Annotated in this window: 18 protein-coding genes and 1 pseudogene; all 19 read right to left on the bottom strand. The window is 37.4% G+C overall.

Annotation, left to right across the window (positions count from 1 at the left end; translation table 11 throughout):
- Positions 1–31 precede the first annotated feature (31 nt).
- The 19 genes and pseudogenes from purC to ABIN61_00120 all read right to left on the bottom strand — a co-directional run bounded on the left by purC (position 32) and on the right by ABIN61_00120 (position 19,935).
- Entirely contained in the window at positions 32–1,030 is a 999-nt protein-coding gene (purC, locus tag ABIN61_00210; GenBank protein ID MEO0292630.1) for a phosphoribosylaminoimidazolesuccinocarboxamide synthase, read from the bottom strand.
- Complete coding sequence (gene purE / locus ABIN61_00205; GenBank protein ID MEO0292629.1) at positions 1,023–1,493, bottom strand: 5-(carboxyamino)imidazole ribonucleotide mutase; 471 nt, start codon at positions 1,491–1,493, stop codon at positions 1,023–1,025. Before purE ends, purC begins: the two co-directional genes overlap by 8 nt.
- A 9-nt stretch (positions 1,494–1,502) precedes the next feature.
- Positions 1,503–2,054, bottom strand: coding sequence for a hypothetical protein (locus ABIN61_00200; protein ID MEO0292628.1), 552 nt, complete (start codon positions 2,052–2,054; stop codon positions 1,503–1,505).
- A 51-nt stretch (positions 2,055–2,105) separates the two neighbouring features.
- Positions 2,106–4,052, bottom strand: coding sequence for a sodium-translocating pyrophosphatase (locus ABIN61_00195; protein MEO0292627.1), 1,947 nt, complete (start codon positions 4,050–4,052; stop codon positions 2,106–2,108).
- Positions 4,053–4,338: 286 nt separating this feature from the next.
- Positions 4,339–6,903, bottom strand: a complete 2,565-nt coding sequence (locus ABIN61_00190; GenBank protein MEO0292626.1) for a DUF499 domain-containing protein — start codon at positions 6,901–6,903, stop codon at positions 4,339–4,341.
- The gene (locus ABIN61_00185) at positions 6,900–9,656 is read right to left on the bottom strand and encodes a DUF1156 domain-containing protein (protein ID MEO0292625.1); all 2,757 of its coding nucleotides are present in this window, start codon (positions 9,654–9,656) and stop codon (positions 6,900–6,902) included. Before ABIN61_00185 ends, ABIN61_00190 begins: the two co-directional genes overlap by 4 nt.
- Positions 9,653–12,991: a helicase-related protein gene (locus ABIN61_00180; GenBank protein ID MEO0292624.1), complete on the bottom strand. Its 3,339-nt coding sequence runs from the start codon at positions 12,989–12,991 to the stop codon at positions 9,653–9,655. The genes ABIN61_00185 and ABIN61_00180 overlap by 4 nt, the downstream gene beginning before the upstream one ends.
- A 417-nt stretch (positions 12,992–13,408) precedes the next feature.
- On the bottom strand, positions 13,409–14,035 hold the full coding sequence (locus ABIN61_00175) for a nucleotidyl transferase AbiEii/AbiGii toxin family protein (GenBank protein ID MEO0292623.1): 627 nt from the start codon (positions 14,033–14,035) through the stop codon (positions 13,409–13,411).
- The gene (locus ABIN61_00170) at positions 13,996–14,304 is read right to left on the bottom strand and encodes a hypothetical protein (protein ID MEO0292622.1); all 309 of its coding nucleotides are present in this window, start codon (positions 14,302–14,304) and stop codon (positions 13,996–13,998) included. Before ABIN61_00170 ends, ABIN61_00175 begins: the two co-directional genes overlap by 40 nt.
- 79 nt (positions 14,305–14,383) lie before the next feature.
- Entirely contained in the window at positions 14,384–15,268 is an 885-nt protein-coding gene (locus ABIN61_00165; GenBank protein MEO0292621.1) for an ARMT1-like domain-containing protein, read from the bottom strand.
- On the bottom strand, positions 15,268–15,657 hold the full coding sequence (locus ABIN61_00160; protein ID MEO0292620.1) for a GIY-YIG nuclease family protein: 390 nt from the start codon (positions 15,655–15,657) through the stop codon (positions 15,268–15,270). The genes ABIN61_00165 and ABIN61_00160 overlap by 1 nt, the downstream gene beginning before the upstream one ends.
- A 17-nt stretch (positions 15,658–15,674) precedes the next feature.
- Positions 15,675–16,271: a hypothetical protein gene (locus tag ABIN61_00155; protein MEO0292619.1), complete on the bottom strand. Its 597-nt coding sequence runs from the start codon at positions 16,269–16,271 to the stop codon at positions 15,675–15,677.
- A gap of 23 nt (positions 16,272–16,294) precedes the next feature.
- A complete protein-coding gene (locus ABIN61_00150) occupies positions 16,295–17,023 on the bottom strand; it encodes an MBL fold metallo-hydrolase (protein MEO0292618.1) in 729 nt (242 codons plus the stop codon).
- A gap of 56 nt (positions 17,024–17,079) precedes the next feature.
- Positions 17,080–17,852 (bottom strand): annotated as a pseudogene (locus tag ABIN61_00145) (Mrp/NBP35 family ATP-binding protein).
- A 144-nt stretch (positions 17,853–17,996) separates the two neighbouring features.
- Entirely contained in the window at positions 17,997–18,248 is a 252-nt protein-coding gene (locus ABIN61_00140; protein MEO0292617.1) for a ferritin, read from the bottom strand.
- 14 nt (positions 18,249–18,262) lie between these two features.
- Entirely contained in the window at positions 18,263–18,433 is a 171-nt protein-coding gene (locus tag ABIN61_00135) for a 4Fe-4S binding protein (GenBank protein MEO0292616.1), read from the bottom strand.
- A gap of 569 nt (positions 18,434–19,002) precedes the next feature.
- Positions 19,003–19,176, bottom strand: coding sequence for a NifB/NifX family molybdenum-iron cluster-binding protein (locus ABIN61_00130; GenBank protein ID MEO0292615.1), 174 nt, complete (start codon positions 19,174–19,176; stop codon positions 19,003–19,005).
- A gap of 3 nt (positions 19,177–19,179) precedes the next feature.
- Entirely contained in the window at positions 19,180–19,437 is a 258-nt protein-coding gene (locus ABIN61_00125; protein ID MEO0292614.1) for a DUF5320 domain-containing protein, read from the bottom strand.
- Between the two features lie 24 nt (positions 19,438–19,461).
- Complete coding sequence (locus ABIN61_00120; protein ID MEO0292613.1) at positions 19,462–19,935, bottom strand: Fur family transcriptional regulator; 474 nt, start codon at positions 19,933–19,935, stop codon at positions 19,462–19,464.
- Between the last annotated feature and the right edge of the window lie 39 nt (positions 19,936–19,974).

The following is a 19,974-nucleotide window of genomic DNA, read 5'->3' as shown; positions in this document are numbered from 1 at the left end:
TACAAATTTATTAGATTGTTGTCAACCAAACTCAATCTGAAATCTTTTTTAATATTTTTTCTAAAGGAGGAACGTTAAAAAACTTTCTTCCAGAAATCAAATTCGCAACTTCTTGATAAACCTCAGAAATACCCTCTTTTAACTTTTTAGGTAAGGGGTCTGGTTTGGTTTTTACAAGAGATTTCCAGTTAATTGAATCCTTCTCTTTTGCTTTTTTTACCTCTTTATACCAAGTAGATTTTCTATAGAATTTACGCAAAATTTCTTTACTTAAAGTCATCCCATTAAAAAGAAATCTACACTCATCAAGAGTTCCAAGAGCATCCACAACCATAATAAAGCCTCTTTCATCTAAAGCAAACTCTATTTTACCATCCTGATTAACAATACCTACTTTTTCTGTTTCTTCTGTTATTATCCCGTTAATATTTGAAAGAAGACTTTTCAGCTCTTCAATTTGATCTAAGTCAAGATTACTCAACTCCATTGCCTCTTCCCAAGATAAATATCTATCAGTCTCTTCTAACTTTGTAGAGACATCAAGAATTGGTCTTTTTAAAGGAACATCAGGGATAACTTCTCCATCATAATTAATTTCTCCTCTATAATACCTTTCCCAAAAAGAAGAATCTTCAGGAACCGAATTTCTATAAATAAATTCTAAGGGAATAAGATAATTCCCAGATAAGTTTTTATAAACAGAGTAATCATATCCACCATCTTTCCTTTGGGGTTTTATCACTCTAACAAGCTTAACCTTAATTGTATTAAAAGGCTTATTTATTTTATCAAAACTTACCATCTTTCCATCAATTACTGCCCCAAGATAATGACTTGGGATCCCTTTTTTCTTCAAAACTTCAAAAAAATGGGTTGTAATTATTGCAAGAGAAGCACCTTTATTAGGGATTAAATCTGGCATCTCCCCCCAATCAAAAACGGAATACCTATCAGAAAAAGTAAAAAGCCCTATTCCAGGGCTATTTTCTTTCGGTTCTTCGATAACGAAAAGGTCTTTTACACTACCCATTTAATTTTTTATCCTCCTTTTCAATCTCCTCTTTATATCTTTTCTGATAATTATAAATTCTTTCTCGAAGTTTTTCATCAGAAAGAGCAAGAATTTTAATAGCAGAAAGAGCGGCCTGTTCTTCTCCAAGAATAACAAGTGGAGCCACTCCTTTTGGCATTCTTAAACTCGAAAAAATATCTACACCACAAAATTTCTCTGAATAAGGTGGAGCTGCTATTACAGGTTTAGTCGTATTTGCATCCACAAAACCACTTAAAGCATTGCTTTTCCCAGCAATTGTAATAAAAACTACCTCTTCTTTTTCATTTTCTCTTACTATTTTTAGAACCTTCTCAGGAGTTTTATGAGCAGAAGCAACTCTCAATTCACAATTAACACCAAACTTTTTTACAATTTTTTCAATTCCCCTTGCATAATTTAAATCTCTTCCTGAACCCATAATAATAACCAATTTTCCCATCCAAACTCCTCATTTTGGAATTATCAACTTTCTCTCGCTCTTTTCCTTTATCCTTTCTTCTTTTGGAGTTAGTAATCCTGATTCTCTTTCTTCAAAACCCTCTCCAAAATTAAAGGAAGCCTTTTTAATTGTTTCTACTTCTCCTGTCTCAACTTTCTTTGGTAGAAAAACATATATAAACTCCCAAACTTTTCTATCATCTGCAAGTGGACGATTAAGCGCACTTCTTATAAAGATAGTCACAAAAAAACCATTTTGATCTAAAGGCATTCCAGTAGATAAAAAACCAAGAATTAACCCGGCTGCTTTTCCTTTATCGTTATCTTTATTCTTTTCTGCGAATATCCTAAGTTTTTCCCTAATTATTGAAAGAAGAGCAGGGGTTATAGTTCTTCTTAGCCCTTCCCTAAGAAATTCTTTAGGATCTTTTATCTTACCATCTCTAACTTCTTCTAAAAACTCATCCAGCTTTTTAGTCTTAACCTTTACCTTTCGAAATTCATCCTCATAAGGAAGGTTAAACATAAGATTAAGAAAATAATAAAGCTCTTCTTTTTTCATCTTTCTATTATAAAGTAAGGGAAAATTTTTGTCAAGTAGAACCCTCCTAAGTTAAAGTAAAGGAGCAAAAACCAAAGAAACAATTGCCATAAGTTTAATCAGAATATTCATTGAAGGACCTGTTGTATCTTTGAAAGGATCTCCGACTGTATCTCCAACAACTGCAGCTGCATGAGTAGGGGTCCCTTTACCTCCAAGATTACCTTCTTCAATCCATTTCTTTGCATTATCCCAAGTTGCTCCTCCATTCGTCATCATTAGACCAATTAAGACTCCAGTAGTTGTTGCTCCAGCCAAAAATCCTCCAAGAGCATGTTTACCAAGAAAGAAACCAACTAAAAGCGGAACAATCACAGCTAAAAGCCCTGGTAGAGCCATTTCTTTTATAGCTCCCTTTGTTACAATGTCAACACATCTTCTCGTATCTGGCTTTACCTTCCCTTCTCTCAACCCAACAATTTCTCTAAACTGACGTCTAATTTCAATAACCATCTTATTTGCGAGTTGTCCAACAGATTTCAAAGTGAGTGCTGAAACAACAAAAACCATAAGACCTCCAAGAAGTAAGCCGATAATCGTTTTCACATCACTCAAATTAATAATGTCTATATTTGCAACCTTCTGGTATGCAGAGAAAAGAGCAAGAGCAGTTAAAGCAGCCGACCCAATTGCAAAACCTTTTCCAATTGCAGCAGTTGTATTTCCTAAAGCATCCAGTTTATCCGTGATTTTTCTAACCTCAGGTTTCTGCCCTGACATCTCTGCAATACCTCCGGCATTATCGGCAATAGGTCCATAAGAATCTGTAGACATAACAATACCAATTGTTGAAAGCATTCCCACAGCTGAAATTGCAATTCCATAAAGTCCACTTAACTGATAAACAAGATAAGTGGAAATACAGATTGTGACAAGGGGTAAAATTGTGCTTTCAAAAGCTGTCGCAAGACCTGTGATTATGGTTGGAGCTGCCCCAGATTCGCTGCTTTTAGCAACTCTCTTTATCGGTGGCCCACTTGTGAAAAACTCACTTTCAAGACCAATTAAAACCCCTGTGAGTAAGCCAGCCACAATGCACCAGAAAATGTTAAAATTCCCAATTATGCTTTTTACAGCAAAAAAAGATGCGGCAACAAAAATAAAACCACTAACATAAGTTGCATAACGTAAAGCAGATTGAGGATCAATCCTTTTCAAAAAGTTTATTGAAGATATCCCAATAAGCGAAGAAATAAGGCCCAAAGTGATCAAAACAAGAGGTAAATACATCCACTTAAAAGGAGAAGCTAATGTTGCTCCAATAGCCATTGTTGCAACAACAGATCCAACATAAGACTCAAATAGATCTGCACCCATTCCTGCTGTATCTCCAACGCAATCTCCTACATTATCAGCAATAACCCCGGGATTTCTGGGATCATCTTCAGGAATATTTTCTTCAATCTTACCGACAAGATCAGCACCAACATCAGCAGCTTTTGTATATATTCCTCCACCAACACGAGCAAAAAGAGCAACAGAACTTGCACCCATAGCAAAACCATTGATAATCATTGTGTCTTTTGTTAATATATAAACAATACTTAAACCTAAAACTCCCAAAGAAGCAACCGCAACTCCCATAACAGAACCACCCCTAAAAGCAACACTCAAAGCCTCTGATATTCCACTTTTAATTGCAGCTGCACAGGCTCTTCCGCTCGACCGGGTTGCAGCCTCCATCCCTAAAAGCCCTGCAGAAAGAGAACAAAAAGCCCCAAGAAGATAAGCAAGCCCTGTCCCAAAACTCAAAAACTTTGTTAAAACGAGAAAAACAATTAAGGCAAATATAAAAATAATTTGATATTCTCTTTTTAAGAACGTCATTGCTCCAAGATGAATTTCTTCAGCAATTTCCTTCATTCTCTCAGAACCGGCATCTTTTTTCTTTAAGAAAAGATACGTCCCAAGAGCGAACAAAATGCCTACAACTCCAATCCCGGTTATAATGTAAATCATCTATCCTCCTTTTTTATTTTATCTTTATTTTTACCTTTACAATTGAAACTTAAGTTAAGCAAAATTTTTATTTTTCCTATGCTTTTTCTATATGACCTGCTTTCTAAATTTTCCCATCAATATTATCATTTTTACCAAATTGTCAAGTATCCCCTTTTTCTCCGGCAGTTAAGGTTTAAAGTAAAAATATTTAAATAAAGATTAGAACTTCAAGAGAGATCTAAAAAAACCTTAAAGATAAAGCCTTTTCTACATAACTTCAGATAAAATTCCCCAAATTTTCTTTCTACAATTTGTTTGGTCTATTTTCCTCTCCAAACTCAATTCCCAATTGTCTCAACGCCTCTTTCACTTTATTTTCATAATCCTGTTCAGAAATTTTTCCATCCCTTGCTTTAATTTCTAAATTAATAATCTCAAATTTTTGCTGTAAAAAGTTTATTATGCGTAATACCTCAGAAACTTTCCCTTTAGGAATATCAAAACTTAAGTGGACATTATCCTTAAAACCGCTCTCTTCTACAGCTACCTCCAAAGATTCATTAACAGCTGCTCCTGTTCCAACGGAAGTGCTCGGTGGATACTCCATCTTATGTTCCGAAGTTATCCTTTCCTTACCTCTTTTTTCCTCTTTACAGAGCTCCTCACTTATAAGAATCTCATTATCACTAAAACCAACCCTCGGGGTTTCTTGAAAATATCTACAAATCGGCTTGTCGTTTTCAAGTTCCCCCAAACCAAATACACCTTTCTCAATCCCCTCTAAAATTGCTCTTTCAAGGATAGTTCTGTCTCTAACTCGAAGCTCACCTGGAGTCTGGTATCCCGCTTGCGCAATCTGTTTTGTTAATACAAACCTATTGTTTTTAAGGTATCGTTCCTTAATGACGAGTGGAACTAACTGCTCAACAACTTCACCATTTGAAAGAAGTTTCTCATACACCACAACATCAAGTGGTTTCTGTTCACCATACGTTGGGATGCCAAGGTCGTCTTTCTTGTAGCCTTCCCTCGTAGGAATGGCAACTTGTCGGTACAGTTTCCGAAGTGCTTCTTTGATGTCGCTTTCGTATCTCTTGAGTTCAGCACGAATTTCTTTCCGTTGTTCCTCTCCCAGAGAAACGGTTGTATCTTTCTCAAGCGCTTGGTAAGCTTTGTAGCGTTTCAATTGAACTCTAAAGCTTGCTCGCTCAATATCAGTAGGGAAAAGGAAAAATAAAGTGTTACAATTTACCCGAGGGCTTTCACCTTTTGTTTTCAAAATAGATTCAATCACCTCTTTCTTCTCTTCTGGTAAAATAATAAGCTTCAGATCTTCAGTATCAGGAATTGACGACGATTGTTCTTCCCACAGAAACACTTTCATTCGATCTCCACGGATATTCTGCTTCAGTAAGTCTTTCTCTAATTCAAGCAATTCTGCATCGTGAACATTCTCCATTTTAGTGAGGATAATACGATTAATATTTGGCTGGTTCGAGAAGAAGTACTTATCTGCTTGAAGTTGGAAATAAAACAGCTTGCTCTTCAACTGCTCAAGAGCTTCTGCAACAACACTAGAAGGGTTATTGAGCGTTGTTGCTGTCCGTTTAATTTCTGTTAGCGTTGCCCCCCGTTCTGTTCCTCCGGAGAATGAATACATAAAAATTGCCGTTGAAGCTCGAGTTGCAAGGTGTAAACCCTTATACGCTTCGCCAAGATTCATATCCACTTTCTTACTTCCCGCATCTGCATCAGTAATATCTTGTGCAATGACACTGTTGAATTCTGTTCCAATGTGTTTTAAGAGTTCTTGACGTATCTCCTGTTGGGCAAGATTAAAATCTGCAAGACTGATATAAGGAAGATTTTTTGTTTTGAGTTCTGAGATAACTAATGAAAGAAGCCTTAAAACACCTCGAGTCCGTTGAAAACCAGGGAAACTTCCCCACCTGTGATATAAAACATCAATCACTTCTGGCATAAAAGGATAAGAATCTAAAAATCTATCCCGATACTCGCTGACTTCCATCCCAGGCGGGAGAATCCCTTCCTTCTGAGCATAGTCAAGAAAGTGCTTAATTACTTGTAATGCCTTTTTCTCATCAACAGATGTAAAAAGCCTTCGACGAATGACCTTGGCAATCTCGGATTCTTGCACAGGCGTATAGATTTTTTCCACTCGTCCCATCACTTTTTGAAGCTGAGCGAATAATTGTTCTGCTGCCTGATCGTAGTGTTCGATTATACTTGATGGAAGCGTTACCACAAGGCACGCCTTCTCCAAAATCGAGACCGTCTCCGTCAGCTCCTGCATAAACGCCATAGTTTGTGCGGCAAGTGTACTGCTTTCTACTTTTACTCCAGCGGCTTTCGTTACATACTCAAGCACTTCATCCATAAGGATGATGAGAGGCTGATGCGCCTGAAGCACTGCTTTTATCTTGTCTTTACCCGGCGATGTTAATCCAACGAGTTTTTCATTCTTCCCCGTAAGTTGTTGCTCAAGAATACTCCAGAGCGTATCCTTTGCGCTAATATTTGTACCCACAATGACAACTCTCTTCGCGTTCCACTCCTGCGCCTTGTGCATGATGGCAATAAGCGAATGCGTCTTACCTCCACCAAATGGTGTCTGAATCTGAATGGTCGAATCACCACCCTTGCCGGTTACTCGCCTGTAGATAACATCAAGCAGATTTTGTAACCCTTGGGTTTCGTACGTCTTCTCAAAAAATGTTTTCGCATCCCGATACTCAGCCGGACCGCGATTGTGATACGCTTCCCAAAGGTCCGCTGCAAAAACATCCATTGTGAAACGACCCTCAAGGATGTCTTTGTGAGGGATTGCTATTGTATGAAATGGTTTCATTTGAATAACTCCTTTTGCCTCTTTTGTTTTATCTCACTTCTAATTCTTTCTCTCCCTGCTAAAAATCCTTCTAGTAATTTCTTCTCTTTACTCTCGTTCGGCAAAGTTTCTGCAATTGCCTGAGCTACTCGGTAAAATGCTTCGCTCTTGCCAAAGCCGGTTGTCTGCAAGCGCTCAAGTATGTCATCTCGCTTGCTCTTTTCCCATAGCAAGAGCATATGATGCAACACATCGATGAGCTCATTGGAATTTTCCAAGTCTTTTATGGTTCTTTCTTCCGGACCAAGTAGGCGAATAAATTCTTTTTCTTTTCTAATAAACCCATGTTTGTTCCATTCATTCGCTAAATCGATGCCACAGCTTGCTGCCAGCTTGCGTGCTTCGTCGAATTGAACTTTTGCTTCGCCATATTCCCACCGGTAGAGCACGTAGTAGCGGGTAAGTTCGTTGATTTCTCCAGCAAATCCATTATGCAGGATCTTATGCACTGCATAATCAGTTGCAATTTTCCGAATATCTTCGAGCATCATATCTGCGCGAATGATATTGCCACTGTAGTCCATAATTTGTTTATATTTGCCAAAGACCTCAATACCAGCACCAATAGCAGAAATAAAAAAGTCTGCTCCACCAATTCCTTCTTGCCAGAGTCTTTCGAGCTTCTCATTCATATAGGATTCAAGCTCTTTTTTAACTTCTGGGTAAAATCCAATATCTTTTCGTTCCATTTTGCGGGCAACAATGTAAATAGAAGAAGCTAAAGATGCTGTTTCTTTAGCATTGAGCCGTGATTGCATTTCGGTATTCACTGGCCAAGAAGCATTGACAACCAAGCCACTATCAAGGAGTGCATTAATGACAGTTTCCCAGCCAGCAGTTGACTTATGAGCATACACAATCACAGCAATGCCACCAGGTTTTAAAATACGATACATCTCTTTGAAGGATAACGCTAACTGTTCTTCAAAGAACTTCATTCCAGCCTCAAGCCCTCCCTCTTTTTGTGTGTAAGCCACAATTTCTCCACTTTTGGGAGTAAGAGGAGTAGCAAAAAGCTCTGGAAAAAGATGCCCCACTGTTCGCTTAAGCCAAACATAAAAAAAATCAGAAAGGTATGAGTAGGGGACATTGTCGTAATATGGCGGATCAGTAAGAACTGCATCAAAGTAGTTGTCGGGATACGGTAGCTGTGTGGCTGAGGAATGGGTGACAGTGGGGATTGGAGATTGGGAGTTGGGGAGTTGGGAGAGGTGGTGAAGAACTGAAAGAATCCAATTTAACCCAGAATTCCAATCACCAGTAGCATTACTATCGGGATACAATTCAAAGTAGTCCCAAATCATAGGTAGAGCTTGTCTACCAAAAGTATGTGCTATAAATTCTCCTGCCACTGCCCAAACGCATAAAGTTGAGTTATAATCTGCTTGTCTACTTAATCCCATCCCCAAATATACTGTCACAGCCTTGGCAAAATCTTCGGGATAGCCCAATTCCCTCATCTTCTCATACGCTCTGCGCACAGCATCGGCAAAAACTAAAAGAGAGAGCTTCTGTCGAGGATTGAAAAGATCACCCCAAGTGTTCATTCCATAACCTTGGATCCTAAAACCTAAAGTTCCTCTTGGTGGCAATTCCTCATCTGGCACAGGTTCCAAAATCCATTTTTCGCGGAGTTCTTCGATTTTTTTGTTAAGTGCTTTTTTAGCTTTTTCGAAGGTTTTTATATCTTCTTCTGTGGCTAAGCGGTAGTATTTGCCTTCGGTTTTGGGTTTTGTATAAACCACAGCAATCATTCTTTCCCCAGCTTTTCCGGTTTGGAATAGTTTACGTGTGGTTTTGTCATCAATCATTGAGCCACAGGCTGGACACCGCACTTTGGCACGAGCTACTGTACCCTCTTCGGGATCAAAATCTTTGGGCCAAGGTTTGTAGTTGGAAATACCTTGCGCCACAATTTCAAACTCAATTGGCTTACCAGCTCCTTTTGTAACAGGATGCAAGGCAACCTTTTTATTATCCTTCTTAGCAAGCCAATATTGACGCATCAGAGGGATTTCCACACTACAAGAAGGGTTCTGGCAAGGAACAGTTCTTGCCCAAATGTAGCCAACTGGAATTTCACTCTTATTGGAAGTATAAAATTCAGCTAATTCTTTTTTTGCTTCTTCTAAAACCCAATTGCCCCAATACTCAACAGCAAAGAGCAAAGGATTTTGGATTGTTCTATTCTCATCCGTAAACAAATTGCCTTTCGATTGATTAGAAGCATGCAGTTTGAGCAAATTAGGCATGCCATCAAAAGGTTTGCTGAATTTTTGTGGAAATTCTAAGGTAGCTTTTTCAATAAGTACAGCCACAGGATTGTAATCATTAGCATAAGCTTCACAACCCAGTCTAAGCGCTTCGAGAGGATAAGAACCACCACCCGAGAAAGGATCTATAACCTTTGGGGGCTTACCTCCGTTTCCTTTTAAAATTTCCTCTTGTGCCTGTTTGATAAGTTGTTCGTTGTTTGAATTTTCCCACTTGGATAGGTTAATAATAAAATCTCTCTTTTTTTGCCATTCAATCGGATCTTCAGGTATTGGAGTAAGGGCAGCATAAGCAGTCGCGCGACTTGCAGCTAAAGGTCGGCGCGCCCACCAAATATGCAACGTGCTAATATGTCCGTGTCGGATGTTTTTTTCTTTTGCCGAAATCTCGCCTACCTCTTTTACTGGAAACGAGACTTCGATAAAGCGCTTGTCGTTCATACTTTTATTCCTTTATTTAAAATTTCATTGCTCTCCACAAAATAGCGAACAATCTCTATTTTCTCTTCTGGTTTTAAGATAGAGGCAGGGTTTGCGATAATACGTAGCTCTGGTTTTGAATCTGCGTTAAAAACAACATAAAGATAGTAATCGTTACCAAACCGTTGTGCCTTAAACCATTCGTTTTGTGTGAGAGCAACAGGACCGGTTTGAGCACGGGCTTTTACTTCGATGTACCGTGTGTTGTTACTGCTATCTGTAGAGCGGATATCGAAACCGAGGTTTTGTGATGAGACATCTTCGGGTATGCGACCTTGTGTTTGTTCGTATTCCATTGCCACGCGCATTCCGATTTCTTCAATTTCTGCATCGCTTACCATTGCCGCACTTTTCTGAGGATGCGGTTTTACCTGAATCATTCCAAGGAATCGTGGCATCGTCATTGTCAAGCTTTGTTCCTTTTCTATGAGGCTTTGAAGCTCTTTTAAAGCTTGTTCGTACTCTAATTTTCGTTCCTGCTTGTTTCTTATAACAAGGTCCACATTTTCACCTCTGGCTTTACGAGCTTCGAGATCAATTAGTTCCTCATCTAATTTTAAAACAAGGTGTTCAAGTGACTTAACTCCGTATTTCTGTTTTATTTCAGCTTGCCGTTTGCGCTCTGCAAGGAGTTCAGATTTGTATTGTTCGAGGGCTTTGATAGCGTATTCGACGGCCTTCTTCTTCATTGTTTCAACATCGGGAACTTCCACAAGAGATGGTGTATTTTCTTCAGCGAGATCCCAAATTATGGATGGTGGAATAAGTTTTATTCCATTATCATTTATGTAGAAAGAGAAAAGTCGTTTACCAGCAATAGCTCCCGTGCCATCTTTTATTTCTCCTTCGTAGAAAAGAATGTAGCCATTAAGCTTACCATCGGGGTCGTAGAACGTTGCTCCCGTGTAGATGCTCTCAAGTAAATTTTCTTCTACCCATTGTAATACAGCTTCGAAGAGAGGATGCCCAAAGGAAATAAATTCAACATTTGGGTTTTTATTCGATATATCTTTATCAAATGTAACTTTTGGGTAGCTTTTTAAAATACTTCCGTAGCATTTCTTAAATAGTTCATTTTCAGCAATTTTTCGAATTTCGTGTGGTATATTCTCTATTGCAATCAACCTATTATCTATTTTCTTTAATTTACCTCCAGCTCTCTCCAGGGCTTTAGTAAAGAAACTCTGCGTATATTCAGGTATAAGGCGGTTCTCTTTTGCTTTTTGAGCCATTTCCTTGATTCGAGTATAATCAATGTATCGTGTTGCCAATGTTTCGCCGAGGTTTTCTTTCACTTTCGCTATGTACTCTTCATCAACAGTTATCTCAATCGATTGGATGATTTCGTCGATGTTTCGTGCATTGACTGCCGCATCGAGCATTGCTTGCGAGAATTGTTTACTATCGATAATTTCACCAAGCACATCAAAAACTTTATCAGTCCCAATGGCAAGTTTTATTTCTTCAATTTTTTCAAAAAGTCGTTTAAGGACCATCCCTTCACGTGTATCGCTGGCAACGAGGTTATGAACAAAAACTTCTCTTGTTTGTCCATATCTATGGATACGCCCCATTCGTTGTTCAAGTCGGTTAGGGTTCCATGGTATGTCATAATTAATCATCAGGTTACAGAACTGAAGGTTAATACCTTCACCAGCAGCCTCTGTTGCAACCATAACTTCTGTCTCGTTCCTAAATACTGTTTCTGCGTAGACCCTTTCTTCAAGCCTCATTGCACCATGGATCGTGTTTACAGAATATCCCCAATCTTTTATTTTTTTCTCAAGGTATTCTAGTGTATCTCTGGATTCCGTAAAAATGAGAATTTTTCTTTTTTCCTTCTCTTGGACTTTTTGGCTTAATTCAGCAAGGGATTCTTTGAGTTTTTTTAGCTTAATCTCCTCTTCATTTTTAACAATTTCTGTAGCTTTATTCATGAGAGAATTAATCGTATTAATTTCTTTCTGCAATTCTTCTTCTGTTTCCGCAACACTGAGAGTCTCCCATTCTGATTCTTTCTGCCAGCGTTCCTGTTCAGATAGATCATCAATTTCTTCAATATCCTGTTCTCCTCCTCTTGGTGGTGTTCCAGATACCATAAGTTCTTCAAGTCTTTTCTTTCTGCGCTCTAATGATTTCAACATAGCGTAAATACTTGAGGCAAATCTCCTTTGCAGGATAACAAGAGCAAACGCGATATTCCTTCTCCCATCTTTTGATAATGCTAAATTGTATTGCTCCTCTACGTATTTTGAAAGCTCATTATAAAGCTCCTTTTCACGTGGTGATAACTTTCCTATTTCGAAGTACACAGTTTTGACATATCTTGGTAAAAATAGTGGTTTACCTTCAAAATCTTTGAGATCTTCTTTCATTCGCCTTATGAAAAGCGGATTATCTTTACTCTTGATGGATTCCCTCACCATCTCTTCTGTTGCAAAAAAGCCCGGGTCAAGCAAATCAAGAAAGAGTCTGAAATTTTCTGGGTCACCCTTATGCGGTGTAGCTGTAAGAAATACCAGATGATGTGTAATGTCTGATAACACCTCTCCGAGTTTGTATCGTTCAGATTTACTGACCTTTTCTCCATATCGGTAAGCACTCATTTTGTGTGCTTCATCGACGATAACGAGGTCGAACTTTGTAGCAGCCAATATTGGAAGCACATCGTCTCTTTTTGCGAAATCCATTGATGTAATGATGTGATTCTCTCTTTCCCACACATTTGTTCTGTAGATAGCATCGAAACGGCCTCGGTCTATCACTTCAAAAGTCTCATCGAATCTCTCTTGCAGTTCACGTCGCCATTGGTCTTTCAGGTGCCCCGGACACACGATGAGGATTCGTTTGATGAGCTGTCGCAGTTTGAGTTCTTTAATAATTAGTCCAGCCATTATCGTTTTGCCTGCACCAGGGTCATCAGCTATGAGGAAACGAATCCGTGGTAATTTCAAAATGTATCCATAAACCCCTTCTATCTGATGAGGAAGAGGATCAATTTTTGAAACATTCATTGCAAGTAATGGATCATATAAAGATGCATAACGGTATCTAATTGATTCTAATGATAGGAAAACCTTCCAGGCTTCTTGCTTAAAAAGCGGTCGAGCAGTAACAATTTCGATCTTTTCTAAGTCTTCTAATGGTAACACCTGATCAATAAGGTTCCTGCTTCTTTGTGTTTTTCCTACAATATGAACATAATCTCCTTGAGATTCACAAATGTTTACTATGACACATTCAGACCAGTATGGACCTTTAATAAGGTCATTTGCTTTAATGACTATATCTCCCATCCTTACCTCTTTGGGGTTAAATCTTGATTCCTGAATTTAATTACTCTTCTTTTTAAGGGAATTCTTCTACCCCCTTTTCATCTCTATTTTTATAATTATAACAAAAAAATCAAATAGGTCAATATAAAAACTCTCAAGAGAAAACACAAAATTAGTAAACTGAAAAGAAGATAGTTTTCTCTCTTACAGAATTGAATCTTGAGAAATAATCATTTGAATCCTTAGGTTTGAGTATTCTTTCTTAATTTTTCTCAATCTTCAGGATAATTTGGATTAACTCATTCCATTTCTAACTATAGAACCAAAAGATATATCTAAGCAATTTGCATTTTCCTGGAAGTAAATTAAGAAAGAAGACCCGACTAATTTAGAGGTAAATTTTAGTATTCCCAGAAAAACAAAAATCCTTTTATATTTTTATGTAAAGAGGCTCTTTTCAAATTGCTTAATATTTTTTTCAAAGAATTCTTTCACTTTTTCCCATCGCCATCCCTCATCTTTGACCAACAAAATAGGCGGTGGCTCTTCTTCAGCTTCCTCAAAAAAAGTTATACTTTTAAGAACATGATACATATTAACATCCGTTGAAGCAAATCTCTTTTTAAAAATCCCACAAGCCTCATCTATAGATAATCTTAACTGTAAAACAGCAAACAAATCATAAAAGTCCTTTTTTGTTCCCCTCTGAGCGATAGCTTTAATTTTTTCAGCCGTTATATCCCGCCAATCAGCGAGTTTTATACCTCGCCAGGTAAGTGTAGGGAAAACAAGCGGTTGGTTATAAAAAAGAAAAGAAAATTTAACCTTTCCAATCTCGCAGTGAATAGTTTCTTCTCTAACCAATAGAGTTTTATCAGGATGGATATTTTTAAGAAAAACTTCGGTATTAAATATCTCAGATGAAAAAAAGTCCAGGCCCAACGATTTCCTATGACCAAGTTGAAGTGCAAGACCTGTGCCACCAGCAAGGTAAAAATCATTAATATGTGGTGAAAGACTCTCTATTATTTCTGCTCCATTTTCCGGTAATACTTTCTCAAACACTCTATCTCCTTTAGCGGAATATTAAAGTAAAGAGCCCAGAATTTCCCTGTTTGAGGCATCAGGTTACGTCTTCTTTTTATTACCTCGATAATTTTCTCCTCCGGGTATACTTTTCTCAAATTTTTGATATCTTTTTCATCGCCGAAGTCAAGCACACGGCTGATAATATAGCCTGCATGCTTTTCAACATCTATATCCTCGGCATCCCAGAAAAGAACAGGGTTAAAAATTTTCTTTGGATTATTTTCTTTCGATTCTTTAACTTTCATAGTTAATTATACTCAAATTTTTTATATTTTCAACTAATCAATTCTTCTAAAAGGGATAAAATAAATTTCCCAAACATTTTTAAACTTCCCTTTTCAATAAAATAAAATCACCAATTTCAGAGCCCACATTCTTCGCCACAACCGCACATTTTGCCATAAAGAGATAGTAGACAGGCTTTCCGGTAACCGAAAGCGTTTCAAAATTTCCCTGCCCTTTACTGATAATAAGGTCCGCTCTTTCTACACATTCAAGAAATTCTTTTGAACAGAGAGAAAGAATTGTCCCAGGAATATCCGATCCGCTCGAAATTATTTCGGCAAATTTATCTATACCTGCGCTAATCGCGTCTTCTCTTAAGGCATCGTTTATTATGGGCTTTTCTTTGACTGCGTAAATGATTTCTTTCGCAGGGTCAACCCTTTTTATCTCCTCTATCAGGATACGATCAAAAATCGTCTCACCAACATTATCTGCCACATAAAGAATATTTCTGGCTTTCTCTACATCATTCTTAAAAGAGCGAAAATTAAATAGGTATTCGCTTTCCTTTTTTATTGACTTCTCTTCTTTTTGCAAAATTTTAGAAAGTTCTTCCTGCAAATTCAGAGATTTCTTTGTTCCGTAATCAATTATATTCCCAGCGATTGCCAGTTCTACTGCAAAAAGAAGTCTATTTCCAGTAGATTCTAACTTTTTTCTAATTTCAGGATAAATTTTCAAAGCCTCTTTTGTGCTCTCTTCTTTTACTTTTTTGTAAGGATCTTCCTTACCAGTCAATTTTTTTACAAGGTTGTGTATTGTTTTCCCCATCTCAGGAGGGGTTGCTGTCAATTTTATTCCTAGAATTACTCTTGCAATTTCATCAATAATTTTCTTCTCGGTTCCCTCATCTGCTCCAGCTATTCTTGAAGCCTCAATAGCCTGCCTGAAGAAACAGGGAATACAATCAAGATAAGTTTTCATTATTTTACTTTAGGAAATAGTAAAAAGTTCACTCTATCTAAAACCAATTTTATTTCAAGAGGGTTTATTTTAAAAAGATGACTCTTACACCCACAATCAGAACAACCAAAATTTGTAATGGGTTTACCGTATCTAAGGAGTTTCTCTGCGGTCTTGCATTCTCCTTCTTTCTTGCCTTCTTTCCAATATATTTCATTTATAAGGACATTTTCATTTGAAAGCAAATAATCAATATGCCAGAATTTTCTCTTTTCCTTTTTGAGATGTCTTTCGACCCTTTTCTCTACCCCACTTTGAGCAGAACCAACATAAATATAATAACCTTTTTCAAAACCAATTTTTCCTAACTTTCCTATATTCTCTTCGATATTCTTTTTAACTTCAATCATTAAAAGATAAATTCCCTTCATTGCGTTTTTCTTATAAAGAGAAGGGGAAAAATAATATCGCTGATACAACATGGTAACCAGACAGCGAGAAACAAAAATATAAAAATGGTAATAAAAGAAAACCAACTTAAAATCTCTACTTTTGCCATAATTATATGGAATAAGGACGCCCATGTGCTTAAAAGGACATGGAGACTGTGTGGAATTTTGGTTCTCGGTTTATAATATGCAACGGCAATCCCTATTAAAGCGAATAGATTAACCAACCACCATTTCTCCATAAATCCAAAGTGCATTTCTCTATTAGGCATTTTTAGTAGAACCTCAGAGATATAGGGAATGACCGAATCGCTTAAAGTAGCAATACCAACAGAACCAACATAGCCAATAAATAAAAATGCAAAAAGTATCAGTTTCTCTTTACGAAGTTTATACATTGATGCGGTAACAAGAGCGCTCAAGAATACATGCAGGGGATGGAAAATATAAAATATATTATATGAAACACGATAAGGTAATTTTAATGAGAACAACATAATAATTATTCCTGTAAATGCTCCAAATATTGTAAAAGGAGCATGATTTTTTAATTCCCTTAGAATTTCCTTAAACATTCATTCTCCTCCTTCATAAAAAATCAATCTTGCTTTATATTAATAATAGTGCCAACTCCAATCCGAATGAATTTCTCACCAAATTTTTCACGAAAAACCCGAATTGCTTCTTCTCCTGTGCAGTGAGTAGGACCAACTTTTTCAACTCCTAAAGCCTTTAATTTTTCAGCTATAAATTCAACCTCTCTATTGTCTTTATCAAGAAGATGAAAACCACCAAACACCATAAAAATTCTATCTTTCGGAAATTCTTTTTTAACTTTCTCCACAATATCGGTAATGAGAGGATGAGAACAACCCGTAATTACAATCAATCCCTCCTTTGTTTCGACTACCAGAGCCTCCTCGGAAATGGGATTTTCAGCGTATTTTCCTTCTATCTTACCTGTGGTATATATCCCTTCTTCGATTTCTATAAATTCATCGTTCTCGATAATCCGTCCCCCTAAAGAAGTGATCTTCTTTTTCAATTCCTCACTAAAATCCGAAAGGAGGTAGACATCTATATTTGATTCTAGTTTAAGAACTGCTCCTATCCCACCCGTATGGTCAAAATGGTTGTGAGAGATTACAATCTTTTTTATTCTATCGGGCAATACATTGAGTTTTTTCATATTAAACTCGAGGATTTCTTCGCTTTCTCCTGTATCGAAGAGGATTCCTTCATTAATTAGACACGAAAATCCCCAGCATATCCTGAGATTTTTATCTACAGTATAATTATCCGCGAGAATTTTAAGTTCTTTAATCATATAGCTATATCTTTCTTTGCCCTTATAACCAATAAAGGTTCAATTTCTATCATCTGCTATTCCTTCCTTTCAGTAATTCTTACGATTTTTTCGACTATTCCTTTGATTTTTTTCTTACTCTTGATTTTTGAGTCCAACTCCATAAAAGGCTTACCTATATCTGAAGTTTCCATTATTTCGGGTTCAAGAGGTATACTTCCTAAAAAAGGAATTTTTAAATTCCTGGCAATTCTTTTCCCTCCACCAGTTTTAAAAATATCAGTCTTTTTACCACAATAAGGACAGACAAACCCGCTCATATTTTTAACAATACCAATAATTGGCACGTCTAATCTCTCGAGGAAACTTATACTTTTTCGAACATCGAGAAGGGAAACTTCCTGGGGAATAGTAACTATGATTGCACCGGTGATATCTTTTATAAACTGACAAACAGAAAGGGGTTCGTCCCCCATCCCCGGGGGAGCGTCAATCACAAGATAATCGAGTTCTCCCCAGTTTACATCGGATAAAAACTGTCTTATAACAGTCATCTTAAGAGGCCCCGCCAAATAACAGGAACTTCGGGAGAACCCAACAGAAAAGCCATGCTGACAACTTCCAAATTGCTCCCCACTAAAGCAGGTTCGATAACCTCTCCAGAACTTACAAGATGAGTTCCTTCAAGACCAAGCATTTTGGGAACATTTGGACCGTGTAGATCCACATCCAGAATTCCGACCTTCCTTTTCTTTTTAGAAAGAACCCATGCAAGATTAACTGCTACAGTCGTTTTTCCAACACCACCTTTACCCGAAAGCACAAGCAGTTTATTTTTGACTTTCCTCATTCTTTCGTCTATTCTTTTTTGTTGTTCTTCTATCGTTTCTCTTTTATCTTTCATACATAGGGCCAAAAAGAAAAATAGCAAAATTGGAAAATAGGCAAATAGGAAAACCTTTTCACTATTTTGCTATTTTTCTATTGATAAATCTTAATCGTGTTCTTCGAACATTTTATCCTGGACAGAGTCGTTTTTCCTTAACCACTCCATAAGCATCGCAACATGTTCCTTTTCTTCGTTCATATTGTGAGTCAGAATTTTCTTCAGCGATTCATCTTTTGTAGCGTCTATTCTCTCCTGATAGAAATCTATTGCTTCAAGCTCTTCGCGTAAGGATTTTCTCGCTCTTTCCAGGTCAAGATGTTTTGGATCAAGTTTTTCTTCTTTCTCAAAAAACGGCATTTTAATTCTTCCTTTTATGGAAGAGAAATTGCACCGCTTGGACAGACATTAACACAGGCTCCACAATCAATACATTCGTCGTTTACCTCTGCTTTCTCATTTTTAATACTCAACGCTTCAACAGGACAAACATCAACACAATCTCCACAACCTGTGCATTTTGACTTATCAATTTTAACGGCCATAATTCCTCCTTTTTGTTATTTTTTTAATACCAACTCTCCTCTTCCCTGTTAGCTTTTCATTTTTTGTTCGCCGGTATTATATGTTTCTACTGCAGTTTTAGCAACCCCAGAAATATTGGTAATAACAGTTATCTCTGCTTCCTTCAAAACTTAAAAAGGAATTTTGGGCCAACATCACCTGTAATAACAATCTCAAACCCTTTATTTGCAACAAACTGCGCCGACTGAATTCCAACACCCCTTCCAGCCTTAACATAAGGATTCTTAATTGATTCACATTCGAGACCATCGGCTTCAACAATCAGAGAAAGTAAGCAGCTCTTCCGAAACCGCGGGTCAATTCCCGAGTCAAGACCATTGCCTCTCTTATACAGATTTTCATCTTTTAATTTTTCTCCTTATCTCTCTCACAATTTTTGCCGCTCCTTGTCCACACAAACTTTCTCTACCTTCCAGAGTTCCATCTTTTATTTTCTCCAATGTCTCATCCACTGTTCCTTTTACCCCTAAAATTGCTTTGAGGCTATACTTACTTAATAAATCTCGCCTTTATGCCATTCCTCAGGCAATTATACAATTGACACCTTTTTATGCAAGAATTCAGGAATAAATCCCAGCTTGTGTTCCGGATTATCTATAACTTCTTTGTTTTCGTTTCCTTCTATTTCAATAATCGTAAAAGAAGGGCATCTCCCGAAATGAGGGGTTGCCATATTTCCATCTGTTGATATAGCAATCCACATTCTTTACTTTCCTCCCTTTTTGTAGATGGGACTTTGTTTTTTCGAGAGTCTCTTATAACCCTCAAGCTCTTTGAGATGTCTTTTTAAATCTTTAGCCTCTTCCTTCAGAAGTCTCGCTTCTTCGCCTCCACCACAACCAAACCAACCCCTACTTCTACCAAAGAAATCCCTTCCCGGAATCGGGTATCCTGCAAAGTAACCCACAGCTCTTCCTGTCATCCGTCCCATCTCAAGAGGTCCTGTTCTATCTCCACCTGGTATCTACTTTTTTAATTTTAAAAAACTCTAAAGTTCGCTTCTGCATTTTTCGCATAAACCGTAAAAATTAACAAGATGGTTGTTTATTTCAAATTTGTATTTCTTCGAAAGAAATTTTTCTGTTTTTTTGAAAAGTTTTACCTCTTCATCGATAAAATCGGCATAATCTATTATCCTGTTACAACTAGTGCAAATTAAGTGATGGTGATGAACTTCTTTTTTCGGCTCACCAACCAGTTCAAACCTTGCCCTGCCATCGCCAAAATCGAACTTTAAAACCAATCCAATCTGCGTAAGTAAATTCAAGGTCCTGTATACGGTCGTAAGACCGATTCCAGGGTAAACACGATAAACTTTCAGAAAAATATCTTCGGCACTAAGATGCTTTTCCTCTTTGCTCAAGACATCTAATATCGCCTGCCTTGGCACAGTAATTCTACAACTATGTTTTCTCAATTTCCCATCCCACCACCTGAGACTCATTCCATATCTTCCATCCATTTTTCAACTCTTTGTCTTATTGAAAATGGTTTTCATTAT

This window comes from candidate division WOR-3 bacterium (assembly GCA_039804165.1).
Classification (GTDB): domain Bacteria; phylum Hydrothermota; class UBA3072; order UBA3072; family UBA3072; genus JAFGHJ01.
Note: the sequence above shows the minus strand (reverse complement) of the source record. Positions and strands in the feature narration are given on the sequence as shown.